Source organism: Algoriphagus sp. SE2 (assembly GCF_039563885.1).
Classification (GTDB): Bacteria; Bacteroidota; Bacteroidia; order Cytophagales; family Cyclobacteriaceae; genus Algoriphagus.
In genome coordinates, this window is record NZ_JBCLWJ010000022.1 from 1 (window position 1) to 19119 (window position 19119).

13 protein-coding genes, 1 other RNA gene and 1 pseudogene are annotated in these 19119 nt (G+C 38.7%); 5 read left to right on the forward strand and 10 right to left on the reverse strand.

Translation table 11 applies throughout. The annotated features are described in order from the left end of the window. The 3 genes and pseudogenes from AAGF08_RS18550 to AAGF08_RS18560 form a co-directional block, all read right to left on the reverse strand. Nucleotides 1-788: pseudogene (locus AAGF08_RS18550) on the reverse strand (hypothetical protein); the annotation flags it as partial. Nucleotides 789-861: 73 nt separating this feature from the next. Then, the gene (locus AAGF08_RS18555) at nt 862-2427 is read right to left on the reverse strand and encodes a gliding motility-associated C-terminal domain-containing protein (RefSeq protein WP_343512879.1); all 1566 of its coding nucleotides are present in this window, start codon (nt 2425-2427) and stop codon (nt 862-864) included. Between the two features lie 454 nt (nt 2428-2881). Continuing rightward, nucleotides 2882-3613 carry a nitroreductase family protein gene (locus AAGF08_RS18560; RefSeq protein ID WP_343512880.1) on the reverse strand — a complete coding sequence of 244 codons (732 nt, stop codon included), beginning with the start codon at nt 3611-3613 and terminating at the stop codon, nt 2882-2884. A gap of 90 nt (nt 3614-3703) precedes the next feature. On the opposite strand from AAGF08_RS18560, the gene AAGF08_RS18565 reads away from it, so the two are divergent. Then, nucleotides 3704-5194 (forward strand): DUF5687 family protein, encoded by a 1491-nt coding sequence (locus tag AAGF08_RS18565; RefSeq protein ID WP_343512881.1) that lies wholly within the window; start codon nt 3704-3706, stop codon nt 5192-5194. After that, a complete protein-coding gene (locus AAGF08_RS18570) occupies nt 5191-5886 on the forward strand; it encodes an ABC transporter ATP-binding protein (protein WP_343512882.1) in 696 nt (231 codons plus the stop codon). Before AAGF08_RS18565 ends, AAGF08_RS18570 begins: the two co-directional genes overlap by 4 nt. Before the next feature lie 88 nt (nt 5887-5974). Here AAGF08_RS18570 and AAGF08_RS18575 read toward each other — a convergent pair whose 3' ends face one another. The 4 genes from AAGF08_RS18575 to AAGF08_RS18590 all read right to left on the reverse strand — a co-directional run bounded on the left by AAGF08_RS18575 (nt 5975) and on the right by AAGF08_RS18590 (nt 12251). Continuing rightward, a complete protein-coding gene (locus tag AAGF08_RS18575) occupies nt 5975-7408 on the reverse strand; it encodes a TolC family protein (protein WP_343512883.1) in 1434 nt (477 codons plus the stop codon). Beyond that, the gene (locus tag AAGF08_RS18580) at nt 7401-10568 is read right to left on the reverse strand and encodes an efflux RND transporter permease subunit (protein ID WP_343512884.1); all 3168 of its coding nucleotides are present in this window, start codon (nt 10566-10568) and stop codon (nt 7401-7403) included. Before AAGF08_RS18580 ends, AAGF08_RS18575 begins: the two co-directional genes overlap by 8 nt. Nucleotides 10569-10592: 24 nt before the next feature. Beyond that, nucleotides 10593-11681, reverse strand: coding sequence for an efflux RND transporter periplasmic adaptor subunit (locus tag AAGF08_RS18585; RefSeq protein ID WP_343512885.1), 1089 nt, complete (start codon nt 11679-11681; stop codon nt 10593-10595). A 156-nt stretch (nt 11682-11837) separates the two neighbouring features. Continuing rightward, the gene (locus AAGF08_RS18590) at nt 11838-12251 is read right to left on the reverse strand and encodes a hypothetical protein (RefSeq protein ID WP_343512886.1); all 414 of its coding nucleotides are present in this window, start codon (nt 12249-12251) and stop codon (nt 11838-11840) included. Between the two features lie 480 nt (nt 12252-12731). Here AAGF08_RS18590 and AAGF08_RS18595 point away from each other — a divergent pair, with 480 nt between their 5' ends. Then, nucleotides 12732-13994, forward strand: a complete 1263-nt coding sequence (locus tag AAGF08_RS18595) for a glucan-binding protein (RefSeq protein WP_343512888.1) — start codon at nt 12732-12734, stop codon at nt 13992-13994. 84 nt (nt 13995-14078) lie between these two features. Here AAGF08_RS18595 and ssrA read toward each other — a convergent pair. After that, nucleotides 14079-14480, reverse strand: a transfer-messenger RNA (tmRNA) gene (gene ssrA, locus AAGF08_RS18600). A gap of 273 nt (nt 14481-14753) precedes the next feature. Between ssrA and AAGF08_RS18605 the strand changes: the two genes are divergently transcribed. Then, a complete protein-coding gene (locus AAGF08_RS18605) occupies nt 14754-15899 on the forward strand; it encodes a DNA polymerase III subunit gamma/tau (RefSeq protein ID WP_343512889.1) in 1146 nt (381 codons plus the stop codon). A gap of 98 nt (nt 15900-15997) precedes the next feature. Next, nucleotides 15998-16486: a hypothetical protein gene (locus tag AAGF08_RS18610; RefSeq protein WP_343512890.1), complete on the forward strand. Its 489-nt coding sequence runs from the start codon at nt 15998-16000 to the stop codon at nt 16484-16486. On the opposite strand, the gene AAGF08_RS18615 is transcribed toward AAGF08_RS18610, so the two are convergent. Both AAGF08_RS18615 and AAGF08_RS18620 read right to left on the reverse strand, forming a co-directional pair. Beyond that, on the reverse strand, nt 16483-17475 hold the full coding sequence (locus tag AAGF08_RS18615; RefSeq protein ID WP_343512891.1) for a DUF3078 domain-containing protein: 993 nt from the start codon (nt 17473-17475) through the stop codon (nt 16483-16485). The genes AAGF08_RS18610 and AAGF08_RS18615 overlap by 4 nt on opposite strands. 21 nt (nt 17476-17496) lie before the next feature. After that, nucleotides 17497-19077, reverse strand: coding sequence for a LysM peptidoglycan-binding domain-containing protein (locus AAGF08_RS18620; protein ID WP_343512892.1), 1581 nt, complete (start codon nt 19075-19077; stop codon nt 17497-17499). Nucleotides 19078-19119 lie beyond the last annotated feature (42 nt).

Below are 19119 nucleotides of genomic sequence, written 5' to 3' on the forward strand. Positions count from 1 at the left end.
TGCGGACCTTCTGGTCCAGAAGCGGTAGGAAGAGTTATGGTATTTCCATCTGAGATGGATAATTGATCACCATCGATGGCAAGTGTTTGTAATTCGTTCGTGATGGATCCATCAACTATATCAGTATTCCCGAAATCATCCGTGATGGATATTGTTCCATCTCCATTATCTGTGATAAGGGTTTGCCTGGCATCGAAACTCAAGCTTATTCCTGCGGCATTGGTGAAAGTGAAGGTGCCGTTACCGTTATCGATTAGATCATTATTGGCATTGAAAGTGACTTCAGTTCCGTCTTCTGAAGTGTAAGTGAAGGTTCCATCACTGTTATCAACAAGGGTGGTGATGGTCTGAAGATTTTGGACGATTTCGTCCAGATCAAGAGGTTGGAAATCAAGGTTCTCATCTAGGAATCCAATAGTTCCATCATCTGATATAGTGAGACTACCCTGCAATTTCATCTCTACATCGCCAATCTCAGCGTTGATGGCATCTAGGTTTTCTGTGTCCAGAACCTTATTCCAGGTGTTATTGCTCCAGAAATAAAAGCCAGGATCAATATTTTCACCCTGATTGATATTGAAAACCAATAGTCCATCCACCGGACCTCCAGGCAACAAGGCTGCATCATCAGGGGAATTAAGGGATAACCTAGGGATTAATATTCCAAGATTCTCAGATTCAATATGAAGAATAGTGGACGGATGAGGATTTTCTGTCCCGATCCCTACTTGAGAGTAAGCGCTGCCAAATAGAAGCACCAGGAACCCTGAGAGTAGTAATTTTTTCATTTCTTCTTAATTAGATTTAACCTTCACTTTCAATTTTTTTTATTCTTCGGCCTTTCGGCCAAAGCCTATTTCTTTAGTCTTCTCTGATTATTTGGATCCAGCCTTTAAAGGTTTGGTCACTTCCATCTTCTTCAACTACTTCGAGGGTGTAGAAGTAGGTCCCTGCTACGAGACCTTCGCCTTGCCAATCATTACCATAATTATCCTTCTCAAGGAGAGTATCGCCCCATCTGTTGAAAATGGTGATCTTGTTTGAGAGGAATTTGTTTAGTCCTTTGATTTCAAATCGATCATTCAAGCCATCATTATTTGGAGTGATCACATTTGGAATGAAGAATGTTTTCACTTCATTCTCGTCTGTATCAACATTATCATCTAAATTCTCATCCTCTTCGAAAGATTCTACCTCGGCTACATTGAATATTCTGCCAGGATCACTTGCTCGAACCCGAAGTTTGAAGGTAGCTTCATCTCCTCCGATGAATTCAGGTATGCGGATAATCACTGTCTGACCGATCACTTCCACTTCAAATTCCAAAAGGCCAAAAATAGATTCTCCCTCGACCGAGATATATTCCAATCCATTTGGAAGGTTGTCAACCAATACCACATCAGTAGCAGTTACCTGACTATTGTTTTGAAGGGTGAGTTCGTAATCAAACTCGTCGCCTTCCCAAATCGAGGCATTAAAGGAAGTTTTCGAAATCCCTAAATTTGTTTTTCCTACTAATATGCCTAGAGTAAAAACCCCATTTCCAGCAAATTCCACATCTGCTGTGATGATTTGATCATTGCTATCTATCACACCGCCTTCACTTACCCAGAGTTCCTGATCGAAATCCCAACTGACAATAGACATTTGGTTGAGTTCTCCCAGGATGAATGGGGGAGTGGTCACATCTCTCCAGGAAAGAGTTAGAGCCATCTCGTCTTCGCTTTCATTCAGGTTTTCTACTTCCCAATATTCTGCATCGTCAATCAATCGAATATTTCTATTTGCCTGATTTCTCGGATAAAGGCCATCAGGGTCATCTAAGAAGTACTGGGCATTTAAATTTAGGTTTTCGCCTCCATCATTTGGACTCGCACGAAGAAATCTAAGAAACTGGTCATCCCCTACCGGGAAGAAAAAATCTGAATCGGTCTCAGTGCCGACTATGCCATCCACAAAACTCTCGTCTGAAGAATTTTGTGAAATACCGCCTAGCCCAAAACCAAAAACAGGTTCACTAAGGTCAGAAAGCACAATCCCAGATTTGAATTCTCCCGAGCCGAAAACGCGAAGATTATTTTCAAGAGAAAAACCTTGACCGTTATCAAGATTCAAATTCCAAAATTGAAATTCACTTGATCCTGAAATTGATTGATTAGATAATCCCTCCAAACGAGTGAGCCCTGAACTTAAGTTTGGGGAAAACCCAAATAGACCATTATTAGTCAGATCGGATTTAAGAATTAGAGTTCCATCATTTATAAATCTCCCAGTAGTCTGATTTTCAAGAGTGAAAGCAGAATAGAGAACAGCACCTTCTTTGACATAAAGATCTCCGGAGTTCACAAGCTGAGCCTTTGCAGAGTATGCGAAAACAAGAACTGTCGAGGTGACAAATATGAAGCGTTTGGTGGCTTCTGAAATCATAGATGAAATAAAGATGGTCTCGATAGGTTTATTTTAAATACACTAATCTTCATATGAAAGCATAAATAACGCCGTACAGTAAAGTTACAGATTAATTATTTGAACATGCTAAATTTATTTAAATAAATCACTGAAAATGAGATGGTTAGATTTAATTATTTTTCAACCAAAATTGGTGATTAAACTTTAATTACGATAATTAAAAATCAATTAGAAGCTTGAAATTCAGTGGGTCATGGTGATTTTATCAGAAATTGAATTTCAAATCAAGATTCACTTGACCAAGCTTCCAAATTTGATTTTTAAACAGCCAAAAATAAAAATTGTTTAAGAAATTATATAAGAAATTCAAGACTTTTTCTGTGATAAAACTCGATAAAATGATTTATGGTTTGGGTAGATTCCCAAAGAAAATTGGGTTGGTAAATCCACAAGATTTAATAGGTTGATTAAGTTAAATTTCTTTTATCAGTAATTCTGAATTGACCCTAAATCGATCTCCATACACTCCTTCAGGAAGGCCTTTTCCACAACCGATAATCATGCAGATTTCTGCTCCTTTAGGTAGGTTTAGCAGTTTTGATATACGTTTGGAGTCGTATCCTTCCATCGGACAAGTATCGTAACCAGAGGCTTTCATGCCGAACATAAAAGTCATAGATGCTAATGCTGCAGATTTGTGAACTGAAATACGGACATCCGTTTCACTGACTTCCCGCACCATCGGCCTTTTTAAGCCAACAAACCAAGCAATCACTTGCTTTATAATTGACCAACCTGGAAATCTAGAATATAGCTTTGGAATCAGATTACCATAATAGCTTAACGCCTGCTTTTTCTTTTTTTCTGACTGGTTTTGAACAGTGGTTTGGATGTATTCAAAATTTGCTTTTGCTCTTGATTTCCATAAATCTCGACGTGTTACTACTACTATCAATTCTCTGGCTGTCACTGCCGCTTTTTGGCGCATGCAAAGTTGGGAAAGAGGTTCTTTAAAAGGGGAGGTCTCTGGTATCCTAATAAATTGATACAATTGCAAATTTGAACTGTTAGGAGATAATATGGAGGCTTGAATACATTTTGATACAATCTCATAGTCAAAGGGGCTTTCCTGATCAAATATTCTTACTGACCTTCTCTGTTTTACTGCTTCGAAAAATCGCAACTCCTTATCTGATTCTATCATTTGCTTAATTTTATCTTTAAACTGCAACGTTTTCTGCTTGTTTAGTTATATTTTGGGCGAATTTAGGAAGAATAACCAACTAGCCACGCTATGATTTTTGAATTAGTCAAATTACAGTTTCTTAAAAGTTTCAGGTCTACTTCATTTGCCAAGAGCGCTATGGCAAATATTTTTCTTGGCTTTATAGTCTTAGTATTACTTGGATACGTATTCGGTGCAGGTATTTTCCTTCCGAAAATAATTGAACTTTTGGCAGAGGGTGAAGATCCCATAATAGTAATTAATAGCTATTTGATCTATTTCTTTTTGTTTGAATTTATGTATCGCTATTTTCTCCAAAAGCTTCCTGTATTGGATTTGGAGAGTTTACTTCATTTGCCGATAGGTAAAGGCAAGATTATTTCAATTCTCCTAGCGCGTTCTTTTATTTCAGCGATGAGTTTGATTCCTGTTTTATTGTTTTTACCATCAGCATTTCAAATTATTGAGCCTATTTATGGTACTTCCGGAGCAATATTTTGGATTGGAAGTATAGTCTTTACTAGCTATACCTTACATTGGTTTATGCTTTGGTTCAAACAGCGATTTGAGGATGGCTTAATTGGGATTATCGTTGTGTTTGCTATCCTGGCTTTGGGAGCAGGCTCAAGCTACATGGGCTGGTTTAATCTTGGAGAAATTACTAAACCAATCTTCGATTTGGCTTTATCTAGCCCGATTCCTATGCTAGTTTTAGCCATTTTAATGATTGGGACTTTTATTCTTTGTAGGAGATTTTATTTGGAAAATGCCTATTTGGAAGATTTGGCAGAGGAGGATGAAATTAGATTTGTAGGGCAGTCAATTGGCTTTTTCACTCGTTTTGGTTTAGCTGGAGAGTTGGCAAACCTAGAGTGGAAACTAATCATCCGACATAAGAAGAGCAGGACTTATTTAATGCTTTCAGCTTTTTTCTTGCTTTATGGATTGATTTTCTATACTAATCCAGTATACCAAAGTGAAGATGGCGGAATCTCTGCAATCTTTATTTTTGTGGGAGTTTTTATCACAGGCATCTTTATGATTCAATACGGACAGCAGTTTTTGAGCTGGAATTCCGGGAATTTTGATTTTTTTCTAAATCGAAAAGATGGTGTAGAAGCCTTAGTAAAAGGAAAATATTTGCTTTTTATAAGTATCTCTATGATCTGTTTTTTAGCTTCAATTCCTTATGTTTATTTCGGTTGGAATATTCTTTTGATCCATCTCGCCACCTTCTTATTCAATATTGGAATATTAATCCATGTGATAATTTATCTGGCACTTTGGAAACCCAAGCCAATGGATCTTAACAAAGGTGCTATGTTTAATTATGAAGGGGTAGGGGCAGCACAATTTCTGATTATTATTCCTATGATGGCGGGGCCTTATCTGATCTACCTTCCTTTTTCCTTACTATTCAATGATTACGTAGGTTTGCTCGCACTTGGTATAAGTGGAATCATAGGGATTTTGTCCTTCAAACCTTTAAGTAAAATAATTATCAATCGTATTAATTCAAATCGTTACGAAATTTCATCTTCATTCCGTCAAGAATCATGATCCAAGTCAATGAGCTAAAAAAGCAATATAAAGAAACAGTAGTCTTAGATGTAGACCACCTTGAAATCCCCAATTCTGAGTGTTTTGGATTGGTGGGAAATAATGGTGCCGGTAAAACAACTCTTTTTAGAATCATGCTTGATCTTGTTCGAGCCACATCAGGCACGGTAACTATTGAAGGGCAAGATGTAAGTAAATCTGAAGATTGGAAAGCAAAAACAGGGGCCTATCTCGATGAGCATATGTTATTGACTTACCTAACACCGGACGAATATTTCGAGACTTTGCGTAAAATCTATGGAATGTCAGAAGCGGATTTAGGAGTTCATTTAGAAAAATTCAGAGAGTTGTTCAACGATGAGATTATTGGAAAAAAGAAATATATCAGAGATTTATCAAAAGGAAACTTAAAAAAAGTTGGAATTGCTGCTGCGATGATGGGAAACCCAGAAGTTGTCTTTCTGGATGAGCCTTTCGAAAATCTAGACCCCAGTTCTCAGATTCGATTGAAGAAATTGATTTTGAGTGAAAAGGAAAATTCACAAATTACCTTTTTGATATCCAGCCATGATTTGAATCATGTAACTGAGATTTGCGACCGAATTGTACTTTTGGAAAAAGGGAAGATCATTAATGATTTGCGTGATAAATCTGCAATGATGTCTGAATTAGATGCTTACTTTACTGGTTGAGAAAAAAATTGATTAGAAAAATAAAAAAGGCCCTTCAGAATATTCCGAAGGGCTTTTTGATTATAAGTTCGGTAATCCAGTTTAACCTTTAATTCCAACCGCCTCCCAATGCCTGGTAAAAATCCACTTTGGCATGCATCTGTCTCATTTTGGTTTCTATCAACTCAAACTTGGATTCAAGTGCATCCCGTTGAGTCAACAATACTTCCATATAGTCTGCTCTGGCAGATTTAAATAGTTCATTGGAAATATCGATCGATTCAGTTAGAGCATTGACTTGTTCTGATTTTAAACTATAAGTTTTTTCCAGGTTTTCGATATTGGAAAGCTGATTAGCCACCTCGATATAAGCATTTAAAATAGTCTGCTCATAGTTGTAGATTGCTTGAATCTGCATTGAATTAGCAGTCAAATATCGCGCTTTGATTGCATTCCTATTAATTAGGGGAGCAACCAGTTCTCCTGCCAAGGAATAAATCAGAGACTGAGGAGTGGTGAATAGATAAGCGGTATTGAAAGCATTATAGCCTAATCCAGCAGATATTTCCAATTTAGGATAAAAGTCTGCTTTGGCTACCTGAACATCAATTTTGGATGCTGCCAACTCGAGTTCTGCCTGTCGGATATCCGGTCTATTGGCCAAAAGTTGGGAAGGAATCCCTGCATGAATCATCTCAGGAACCAATTCAGTAAATACTTTATGATCTCTTTCGACTTTCTGTGGGAATCTACCAACCAAGAAATTAATTCTGTTTTCAGTTTCAATGATCTCCTGCTGGATTCCATATTGAAGACTTTTTGTGCTGAGCACTTGAGCTTCAAATCTTCTTACTGCTAATTCCGTTACCCGTGCCGCTTGTTTTTGAAATTTTACAATTTCGAGTGCATTGGTCTGGATTTCAACATTCTGCTTGACAATTTCCAATTCATTATCAAGTGCAAGCAGTTCATAGTAAGAGTTCGCAATTTCAGCGATCAAGTTTGTGACCATGAAATTTTTACCTTCTACACTTCCCAAATACCTGGTCAAAGCTGATTTTTTAGCATTTCTTAGCTTTTTCCAGATATCTACTTCCCAAGTCGCAAATGCTCCTACCATGTAATCTTGCAATGGATCAGGCATTTCTTTTCCAGGCTTGATCTCGGTATTTGCATCATTCGCACCTTGGCTGGTGTATCGGCCTACTTTATCCACGCCAGCGGCAGCCCCAATATTTACAGAGGGTAATATTTCACCTTTTCTGGCTCTTACCTCGTTTTGTGCTATCTGGATTTCCTGAAGGGTTATGTTCAGTTCCTGATTATTGTTCAAAGCGGTATCAATCAGCGATCTTAGGTATGGGTCGGAAAAATATTCCTGCCAAACCAAATCAGCAGTATTAGTTGTGTCCTGAGAACCAGTATAGCTTTCAGGAACCGCACTATTGATTGCTTTTTCTGTCAATTCTGGAGTCTTACACGAAGAAACAGCAAAGGACAGACCTGCAACTCCAAGACTTATATAAATGATTCTTTTAAGCATGTTTGTGCTGAGTTTGTTCGGATAATGGACTTTCATCTTCATTCTTGATCAAGTGACGACCATCTGCTAGACTACCGAAAATGTAGTAAAGTCCAGGGACGATGATCACCCCAAAGATGGTTCCGAAGAGCATACCACCCATTGCGGAAGCACCGATGGTTCGGTTTCCTATTGCACCAGCTCCTGTTGCAATTATCAAAGGAACCAGACCAGCGATGAATGCAAAAGATGTCATCAAAATAGGTCTGAAACGAACTTTTGCTCCTTCGATGGCTGCCGCAAGAATAGTAGCTCCTTCCTGTCGTTTTTGCACGGCAAATTCTACAATCAATACTGCGTTTTTACCAAGGAGACCAACAAGCATAATCAGCCCAATCTGTGCATAAATATCATTGTCCAGACCCATCAACTTCAGTAAGAAGAAGGAGCCAAAAACCCCAACAGGGAGTGAGAATACGACTGCCAGCGGAATGATGAAACTTTCGTACTGTGCTGCCAGCACGAAGTAAACGAATACCAAAACGATGATGAAAACGTATAGTGCTTCATTACCTCGACTTGCCTCATCATAAGAGAGACCTTCCCAGGCAATGTCATATCCTCTCGGTAACGTTTCAGTAGCTACCTCTCGGATAGCTTGGATTGCATCCGCCGTGGTAAAGCCAGGCGCCGGGAGACCCCTGATAGCAGCTGAGTTATACATGTTGAAACGAGTGACCTCATTAGGACCCTGAGTTTTCTTCATGGTCATAAATGCTGAATAAGGAACCATTTCACCTGCTTCATTTTTCACAAACAGGTTTAGTACATCTGTTGGAAGTCTTCTAAATGAAGGATCTGATTGTACATACACCTTAAAGAATCTTCCGAAACGGATAAAGCCTTGCTCATAAGTACTACCGATCAGGATGTTCAGATTTTCCATTGCTTTACCAATAGAAACCCCTTTTTGCATAGCCTTATTGTTGTCAATTTCAAGTTCGTATTGAGGATAGTTGGCAGCAAAGAATGTAAACAGACCAGTGATCTCCTCACGTTTGCTGAGGTTATCCATAAAATCCTTATTGATCTTATCAAACTCCTGATAATCGGTATTAGTTGTTTGATCGAGCAACCTCATTGAAAAACCACCGGATGAACCGAAACCTGGAATTGCCGGTGGTTCGAAGAATTCCACGATGGCACCTAATCCCTTGGATTCTTCTTCCAGTTCTTCCATGATCTCTTTCACCGTATGCTTTCTTTCTCCCCATGGTTTTAAGTTGATCAAACAAGTACCGGCGTTGGATCCACGGCCCTCTGTCATGATTTCATATCCTGCCAAAGAAGAGACAGATTCTACCCCGTCAATTTCCTCGCATATTTTCTGTAGTTTTTGGGAAACCTGATTGGTTCTTTCCAAAGTAGCTCCAGGAGGTGTTTGGATGATCGCGTAAATGGTTCCCTGATCTTCACTCGGAATGAAACCTGAAGGAAGGATTTCACTTTCGAAGAAAATACCAGCTCCGAAAAGAAGGAGGATTCCGAAAGTCAGCCATCTTCTACTAACCATGGATTTTAGTAAATCCACATATTTTCCTGTCAGCTTATCGAAGACTCTGTTGAAACTGTCCAATGCTTTGGTTAGGATATTTTGTTTTCTCTCATGCCCGTGGTGGTTTTTAAGCAACATCGCACATAATACTGGTGTCAAAGTCAAAGCGATAACTGCAGAAATCACGATGGAACTTGCCATGGTGATAGAGAACTGACGGTAGAAAGTACCCACCGGTCCGGACATAAAGGAAATCGGCAAGAACACAGATACCATAACCGCAGTAATGGCGATTATCGCACCACTGATTTCACCCAATACTCTTTTCACAGCCTGATAGGGAGTCAAATGCGGGAAGTCTTCCATTTTGGCATGGACAGCTTCCACCACCACAATGGCGTCATCGACCACAATACCGATTGCCAATACAAGTGCGAAAAGCGTGACGAGGTTAATCGAGAGCCCGAAGAACTGGATTACGAAGAAAGCCCCGACCAAAGAAACCGGTACGGCCAAAATCGGAATCAAAGTAGATCTCCAATCTCCCAAGAAGATAAATACAACCAAAGCCACCAGGATAAAAGCATCTCGTAGCGTATGTATGACTTGCTCAATGGAAGCATCTAGGAATTGGGAAACATCATAACTGATTTGGTAATCAACTCCCGGAGGGAAGGATTTCTTCATTTCTTCCAAAGTGGCTTTTACCTCTTCGATAACATCACTGGCATTACTGCCATAGTTTTGCTTTAATACAATTGCGGCAGATGGATGACCATCCAAATTGGAATAAATATCAAAGAATTCACTTCCCAATTCTGTTCTGGCAATATCCTTTAATTTGATGCTTTCTCCTTCGGCATTCGCTCTGATGATAATATTATCGTATTCTTCAGAAGTGCTGAATCGGCCTTTATAGGTCAAAACGTACTCAAGAGATTGTGCGGCAATACCAGAACTCTGGCCGATTCGGCCAGGCCTACCTACAATACTTTGCTCCTGCATAGCTTCCATGACATCTTCTACAGAGATGTTATAGGCTCGCATACGATCTGGGTTTAACCAAACACGCATCGCATAAGTCCTACTTCCCAATATTTGGGATCTTGCTACACCTTTGATACGGTTGATTTCGGGGATCATATTCACATTGGCGTAGTTGTAAAGGAACTTTTCATCCATGCTTTCGCTCGTTGAGTAGAGGTTGACATACATCAACATACTAGGCTGGATCGGGGTGATAATTACACCTTCCCGCTGAACAAGTTCAGGTAAAAGTGGCATGACTTGATCCACCCTGGTCTTGACCCGTATGACCGCTTGGTTCGGGTCTGTCCCGGGCTCGAAGATAATGTTGATAGTTGCCTCACCCGCACTGGTAGCATCGGTAGCCATGTATCTCATTCCCTGCACTCCATTGATAGAGTTTTCGAGAGTAATCAAAGTTGATTTTACAAGCACATCAGCACTGGAACCTGGATATGCGATGAAAATACTTACCGTTGTCGGAGCAATTTCCGGGAACTGTGAAATAGGCATTTGCTTCATTGAAAGTAAGCCTACAAAAACAATAATGATGGAAATTACAATCGCTAAAACTGGTCTTTTTATGAATTTGCTAAACATCAATTCTATTTTTTAGGAGTTGAGTTATTCGGCATACAAGTCCAGATTTGATAAAGCGACATCCGGCTTTATAAAGTCATAATGGATTTCATCATTTTCTCTTACAAGACGAAGACCTTCAAGGAGGATTTTGTCAGTAGGTTCAAGACCTGCTGAAATGGCATAGATATGAGGCAATTCTGCTGAGATCGTGATTTCTCTTGAATGAACCACATTTTCTTCATTTATGACAAAAACATATTTCTTGTCCAGTACCTCAAATGTTGATTTCTGTGGAATCAAAAGGACGTTTGAAAGAGAAATGGTCATTTGAATATTTCCTGTTTCTCCATGTCTCAAGAGACTATTTGGATTAGGGAATGTAGCTCTGAAAGCGATGTTACCTGTTTCATTGTTGAAGTCGGCTTCAATGGTTTCAACTACTCCTGGGTAATCAAATTGCTTCTGGTTAGCCATTTGGAATACTACTTGAACTTTCTCATCAGTTTTTACTTGGGCTTTGTAGTCCAAATATTCAGCTTCTGGGACATTGTAATAAATCCACATTTTGCTGTTGTCAGAGAAGTTGGTGAGTAATTCACCTTCATCAAGTAATGAACCTTCTCTCACCAGGAATCTATCAATGATTCCGTCAAAAGGAGCTCTGATTTCAGTAAATTGTAAATGTACTTGAGCTAAGGAAAGCTCTGCATTTGCTTTGTCAACTTTTGCTTTTGCCATGGCTAGCTCATTAGGAGCTACGATATTTCTATCTGCCAATGACTTTGTGTTTTCGTATTCAATTCTGGCAAATTCAGCCTCAGCTTTAGCACTTTCAAATTCTGCCTGGTAGATATTAGGCATGATTTTGAAAAGCAAAGTACCTTTTTTAACAAACTGACCTTCATCCACATAAATCTTCTGTAGGTAACCTCTTTCCAAGGCTCTGATTTCTATGTGTTGAATGGAATGGACTTGTGATACGTACTGTTTAGTGATCAACGTATCCTTTTGTAATGGGCTGGTTACCTGAAAGGTAGTTTCAGCTTCATGGTGCTCTTCGCTATGCGAGTTGCAACCTGTGTGGAATAGCAATGCACACAGACCTGCGAGCATAAGAATTCTCGTGTTCATAATAATTAGTTGTTATTAAACTGGATTTTTTATTGGTTTTTTCTGGTGCATCAAAAGAAATGCACGGCGTGAATCAGGCTAAGCGAATTGCTTAAGCAAAATGACTCACAGCATTAAAGAATTAGAGGTAATTAGATTATCTCTGTTGAAAAAATATTATATCGTAAACACCTGAATGAGCAGATGTTTCCGATGGGATAACTTATAGTAAAAGTTCTTACTGAAGAATAAGCTTTTCTGAATAAACCTGAATAAAAACCCTAGAATTAAGGTGCAAAAAATAGCAGTGTAGTAATTACTGCTTTGAACAAATTTTTTGAAAGAAACGAGAATATCGTCTTTTTCTTCAATATCTGTTACATCGACTTTTACAGTGCCTGATGTATGGGTATGAAGAATATGGATATGATTGCTAAAATCTGTATCTACAGTTGAACTTTGGTGGCTCAACAATGAATTTGCCGGGGCGTATTGAACTCCTTCTTGAATAGCATGAGCATAAAGTTGACTGTACCCACTGGATAGCAGAATGCAAAGGGAAAGTACAAACCTGGTAATCAACTTTATCATTTGGGTGCGAAATAAACTAATGTTCTACACTCTGCATAATTTTTAACCGTTAATTCCTGTTAACGGTCTTGCTAAGTTTTGAAACCTATTGTTATTCTATTCCAAAGGATTAGAAAATCATTTTTCCTAAATCACTTAGAATATGAAGTAAGTTCAGCTATTAGTAATTATTCACAAAATTGAACTTTTTATTACATTTCTTAAAGAGTTTAGGTGATTTTATTTTATTAATCACAATCTAACTTCAAATGGAGCAGATCATTTTTTTGTTTAATTTTTAAAAACAGAAATGAATAGACACATTTCAATCTCATATTTTAATGCTTTTCTAAATTTCACCATCATTTTTAATTACTCCTACTGCATGCTATTTGATGAATATTTAACGCCTATTTGAAAAAGGAAACTCAGCGCTTAAATAAATATCTGTGAATGAATAAAATGGATTATTATATTGAGGGTTCAGTAAATTCAACAACAATGAAAAATAGACCCTTTATTCTTTTTAGCCTTATCCTATTGCTCGTGTCTCAATTAGGTTTGGCACAAAATTCATATACGATTGTCATTGAAGGTTTTGACTGGGGACCAGCTGTCAACAAAGTTGTGTTATCCAAAGGTGATGCAGATTTGAGTACAGATCCTTCTCAATATAAAGTATTTGCAACCCGAAGTTCTGATTTATCAGAAAACCCAATTAATCCCGCAAGCGGAGAAAGGACTGTTATTTCAGCATACAATTCAGATGCAAAAGGCAACCGCAATGCTGACGGAGAGCATGTGACACTTAATCTTTCTGTTGCTCCAAATCTTCCTTTGGGTTCTCCTTTTCAATACATGCGTTCCTATGGCAATGTGTGGGTGGATTATAAATTGTCAGTTTCAAACACAGCAACGCTGGAAGTTTGGAATAAAGAAGGTGATAGAGTGATGCCTTTGGTTGATGAATACGAACTGAATGGTAAATTTACTCATGATAATGTAAGTCTCACCTATGCTTCCTATACCCCTGAAACCAATCAAGAAAAGGTACCATTAATCATTTGGTTGCATGGTGGAGGGGAAGGTGGAACAGATACCACAATCCCTCTTTTGGGTAATCGTGCGGCAAATTATGCGTCTCCTGAAATCCAGGATTATTTTGGAGGTGCTTACGTTTTGGTACCACAAACGCCTACCAGATGGATGGACAGTGGAGAAGGTTCGACAAGTGGCCAAGTAGACGATATTTATTTCGAAGCTTTGAAGGCGCTATTTGATGATTTTGCAGCGAAGCATCCGAATGTGGATATGGATAGGATTTATGTAGGAGGGTGTAGCAATGGTGGATACATAAGTTTAAAACTGATCTTAGAATATCCTGAATATTTTGCAGGTGGCTATATCAGCGCACTAGCATATAGAGGAGCTTATTTATCAGATGAGCAGGCAAAAAGCATTAAAAATGTCCCAATCTGGTTTGTTCATTCAAAAGACGATTCAACGACCGTAGCAGATCAAACGGTTTTGCCAGTTTATGATAAATTGATGAAGGCAGGCGCAAAAGATGTTCACTTGACCTTCTACGACCATGTGGTAGATATTACCGGCTTATTGGGTGGAGAGGATTACTATTACCCTGGACACTGGTCATGGATCTATTCACATGCCAATTTGAGCCAAAATGATTTCGATGGCAAACCGGTAAAAGTTAATGGGGTACCTGTGACGATCATGCAGTGGTTGGCAGCGCAATCCAACTGATCGGATTATGAAATAGAAACTGAAAAGTCACCAAATTAAGATATTAAAAAAAGAAACCCTCTGAAGGAAATGCCAGAGGGTTTTTTGTGGAGCTGGCGAGATTCGAACTCGCGTCCAGATAAGGAAACAACGTACCGTCTACATGCTTAGTCACCTGTTAGGTTTTCGACCGAAATATGCTGGATGACACACCTTGTCTCGGCTTAGCTATTGATCTTAGACTTGCTTAATAGCATCACAAGCCGCAACCCGATCAAGTCGACACCTCAAATCCGTCCGGATCAGATAACGGACGGTGAGATGTGGCTGGGGAATTACTCTAGTAACTCAACCCTTTAAGCGTTCTTTCCTGTTAAGGTAAGATTAGGCAGCCATGGCGTAAGAATTTTCGCCAATTATAGTTCGTATGAATCTTTCAAGGCCGTACATACTCCAGCCTGCATGCGAGCCCGATCTTTACACTTACTGTCAATACCGGTCAGCCCCATTTATTAGGGAGACAAAAGTAACCTAATTTTAGTTCCAAGGAAATGATTTGGTAAAATTGGTGATGGTAAGTCTAGAAAGACTTTGGATCAGCTTACAGTTAACAGTCGACCGTCGACAACATGACTAATTATAATTGAAAACATTGTTACTGTTTTTCGATCTTAAAATCTATTAACAGCATTCTATTCAATCTCAACCCTTTATGGAAAATCTTTTGAATTGCACAAATTTCTAGGTTTTCCTATAAAGAGATTTTTATATCTTGCGGTGATGGAAAATTTCGTCGTTTCGGCAAGAAAATACAGACCGGCAGATTTTAAGAGCGTAGTGGGGCAGCAGCATATTACTACCACGCTTCAAAATGCAATCAAAAATAATCATCTAGCTCAGGCTTTTCTTTTCTGTGGTCCTCGTGGTGTGGGTAAAACTACCTGTGCCCGAATTTTGGCAAAAACAATTAATTGTGAAAATCGTCAAGCCGATCAGGAAGCCTGTGGTGTCTGTGATTCCTGTGTTTCCTTTAAAAATAACGGTTCTTTCAATATCTATGAATTGGACGCTGCATCCAATAATTCAGTAGACGATATCAGAAATCTCGTTGAACAGGTTCGATATGCTCCGCAAAAGGGTCAGTACAAGGTATATATTATTGATGAGGTCCACATGCTTTCCAACCAGGCATTCAACGCCTTTTTGAAAACATTAGAAGAACCTCCAAAATACGCCATCTTCATTCTGGCTACGACAGAGAAGCATAAAATTATTCCTACCATTCTTTCTCGTTGTCAAATCTTTGATTTCAATAGAATTCAGATCAAACATATAGCTGAACACTTGAAGTACATTGCTGAGAAAGAACAAGTAGATTATGAGGAGGAAGCATTAAGATTAATTGCTACCAAAGCGGACGGAGCACTCAGAGATGCCCTTTCTATTTTTGATTTGATTGTCACTTACTCTGCAGGTAAAAAAGTAACTTACCATGAGACAATTGATAATCTTCATATCCTTGATTATGATTATTATTTCAGGGTAGTAGATGCACTCCTACAGGAAGATTTATCCAAAGTCTTGTTGATTTTTGATGAAATTCTTAAAAAAGGATTTGATGGGCATAACTTCATCGTTGGACTATGTGAGCATTTCAGAGACTTATTAGTGGCAAAAGATCCTGCGACTGTGGAGTTGATCCAAGTTTCAGAAAGTGCCAAAGAGAGGTATCTTCAACAAACTGAAGCGGCCTCGGTATCATTTTTACTTTCGGCACTTAATATTGCCAATCAATGCGACATTCATTATAAGACTTCCAAAAATCAACGTTTGCATGTTGAATTGGCCTTAATGAAAATAGCGAAGCTTCCCCAGGTCTTCAAATTAGCTGTCTCAGCATCAGAAGAGTCAAAAAAAAAAGTCTGAGTAAATCAGAAACGGATTCAACTCCAAGTACACCTTCATCTTCCGGTATTTCGAAAAACCCAAGTTCTGAATCCAAATCGATTCCAGTTCAGCGGACCATGTCTATTCCGACAAGCTTGTCGCATACAAAAGAAATTTTAGCAGAAAAGGCTAAAAAAGAGGAGCGAAGAATCGAGCAAAAAAAGGCTGATGCAAAGACTATTGAACCTGAAAACACGCGGCAGCTTACTCAGGAAAAATTGGACGAAATAATGCCTGAGGTTTTAACTCATTTTAAAAAACAAAATAAGGTCCTTGAACTTGCCATTTTAAATCAACCTTCCAAAATGGATGGCCATGAGATTTGTTTTGAAGTGATGGGGCACGTGCAGGAAGAGATTGCACAAAAGATGAAACCAGAACTCTTATCTCTGATCAGAGACCTAACAGGTGCTGGTAAATTAGGAATTAAATTGCTGGTTAAAGAGGAATTGGAATCTACAACGAACAAACTTTATACAAGCTCTGATAAATTCAGATTCTTAAAAGAGAAACATCCTGCGCTTGTGGATTTTCAGCGAAAATTTGGATTGGAAACTGATTTTTAAAAGTCCAGAGATATTCCAAAATTTATAAGATTTTGGAGCTGGACAGCCTGTTTGGATGTGTCATCATCTTGCTTGATAAAAACTTCCTCATCGTAGATTAGCCTGGTTTCCATTCTAGTTGAAATGAACTTATTTACTTTCATTCGAATCGTTGAATTAAAATTTACGACCATGTTTCCAAATCGCTCGTAGTTTGAGAAAAGATTTAGGTCTGCTTTCCAAGTAATATTCTCCATGAGTTGGATATCCACAACTGACGTAGCAAAAGACATTCCAGCCTCAGCTCTGACATTTTCTCCAGGTATCACCCCAAAAGCACCTGCTTGGCTGAGGGAATCATTCATGACAATGGTGAATCGACCGGTAAAAGGAGAAAGAATTACAGATAGTTTACTCTTATCCTCGTAGGTTTTCCTGTAATTCAAACCAGTAGATGACTGCACATATCCTGGGGAAAGAAGGTCCGATATTTTTGTTCTTATTTCTTTATCACTTCCAGATGGTCTGGAATATTTATACCCAGCCAAAAGCTGTGTCCTGGCATCTAGTTGGGTGGAGAGATAGAATTTTTCGGAGAGCTCCCGGCCATAGTTGCTAACAAAAATAAAGTTGTCATTACTTTTTCTGGTTTGAAAGTCCCGATCTCCTTGTCTGGTCATGCCCAGATTTATTGTGAGCTGTGTGTCCCAGACTTTCTTTTCTTTCTTATAATTTGCAAATAAAGAAACCCCTGAATTAAGGGCAAATGAGCTGGATCCACCAGCCGCCCAGTTACTCAAAGTAACCTGTTGGATGTTGAGGTTATAGTTTCCGCCAGTCTCCCAGAAAATCTCCTTCTCATGTTCTTCAATCAGTAAAGAATCACCCAGCATCAAAAGCGTATCTCCATTGATCAAGACGGTATCTGGGATCACAATCCGGTCTTGGGAAAAAGCCTGCTGACCTAAACCGATAAATAGAAATCCTATAATTAGGAGGTAATTACGCATTCAAAAATGAAAATAATAGGATCAGGGTGTGAAGATAACCAATTTCTGACCGATGCTGATGATGTTTTGGCTCCCGATATTGTTCCAGGATTTTAAGTCATTGACAGTGACTCCGTATTTTTTACTAATTGCAAATAGTGTTTCTCCCTTACTGACCACATGGGTTAATTTGCTCGAAGCACTTTGAATTGGTGGTGTCATGGTTTTGACTTCTTGCTGAGTCCGAGTATTTGCATTATTAGTTGCAAGTACAGATTTTTTGGGAGGGGCTGATTGATTGATTTTTACAATCTTTATTTCCTCACCACGTTTTCTGTGCTCCTGAAGATTAAGAACCATTCCTACTTTCAAATCAGAGTCTTTTCGGATTCTATTTTTAGCTTTCAAAGAAGAAAGCTTGATACCATATTTTTGAGAAATACTCCAAAGTGTTTCTCCGGGCATGACGATATGATTTTCAACATCAGCTTTCGTTTTCTTTTTCTTCGTGTAATAATATTCCCCAGCTTCAATTCTTTCTCCAGGTTCCAAATCATTCAGTTTTCGAAGCTTTCTTTCTTTTAAGCCTATTTGATCTGAGAAATTGCTTTGGGTAGTAGTCTTGGATGCTTTTACCCCATCAATATCATTTACCGTAATTTGGTTGGGTTGATTTGCCTTTATTGTATTTCCATCAATCCTAGGGAATGAATTTGCTTGTTTATAGGCAGGAGAATTACTTGTAGCATTAGTAGAATTCTTCGATTTAGGTTTATTCTCTTGGATAATGGCAGGTTGAATCGAAAGTGACCCTTCCTGCAAATAGACCAAAGAATAGGTTCGATCATTTGGAATTTTACCGTTCGAGGTCCATTTATTGTATTCTTCCAATTGCGATTCCGAAACCCCATATTTTTTTGCCAATGCTGCAAGGGAAGTTGGACCTTTTACAGGTACCTCTACCAATCTCGAATTAGAAGTAAAAACCCCAATTTGGCTTTCGAAAGCAATTTTATGTGCTAAAAACTTTTTAAAATACCAGTGGGTATTTCTATCAACATCGATGATCCTCTTGCCATTATATCTGGTTCCAAAATAAGCCTTGGCACCTCCGAGACCCATCTGATAGGAAACTAAAGCGCACATCCAATTGTCAAAAGTGTTATTGTGCTTTTTCAAATAAAGCGCAGCTCCTCTGGTGGAGGAAACGATGTTTTTTCGCTCATCAATGTGATTGTCAACTCTTAAAAATACTTCTTCAGCTGTTCCTTGCTTAAATTGCCAAAACCCAACTGCATTGGAGGTGGAAACTGCATCAGCAATTAAGGAACTCTCTTGAATTACCAGGTATTTAAAATCCTCTGGAACACCATTGTCTCTTAGAATGCCCTCGATTATAGGCATATACAAATTCACTCTGTCCTGTTTTACCTTCAGGTAATTCGGATTCCTGTATTGAGCGTCAACGTCAAGTTGTATTTCTCTCCTTGCCTGAGGGTTGATTCTAACAATCAAATCGGCAAACTCTAATTCAGCAGGAACTTGTGGAATTTGTGCCAACAAAGGCAGGCTATTGAAAAACGTAAGGTAAATGAGAAGGGAAGAAAATTTATTTTTAATCATTCAAAAAGGCTTTATTCTTGTGCTCAGCCTGTTTTTAGCAAA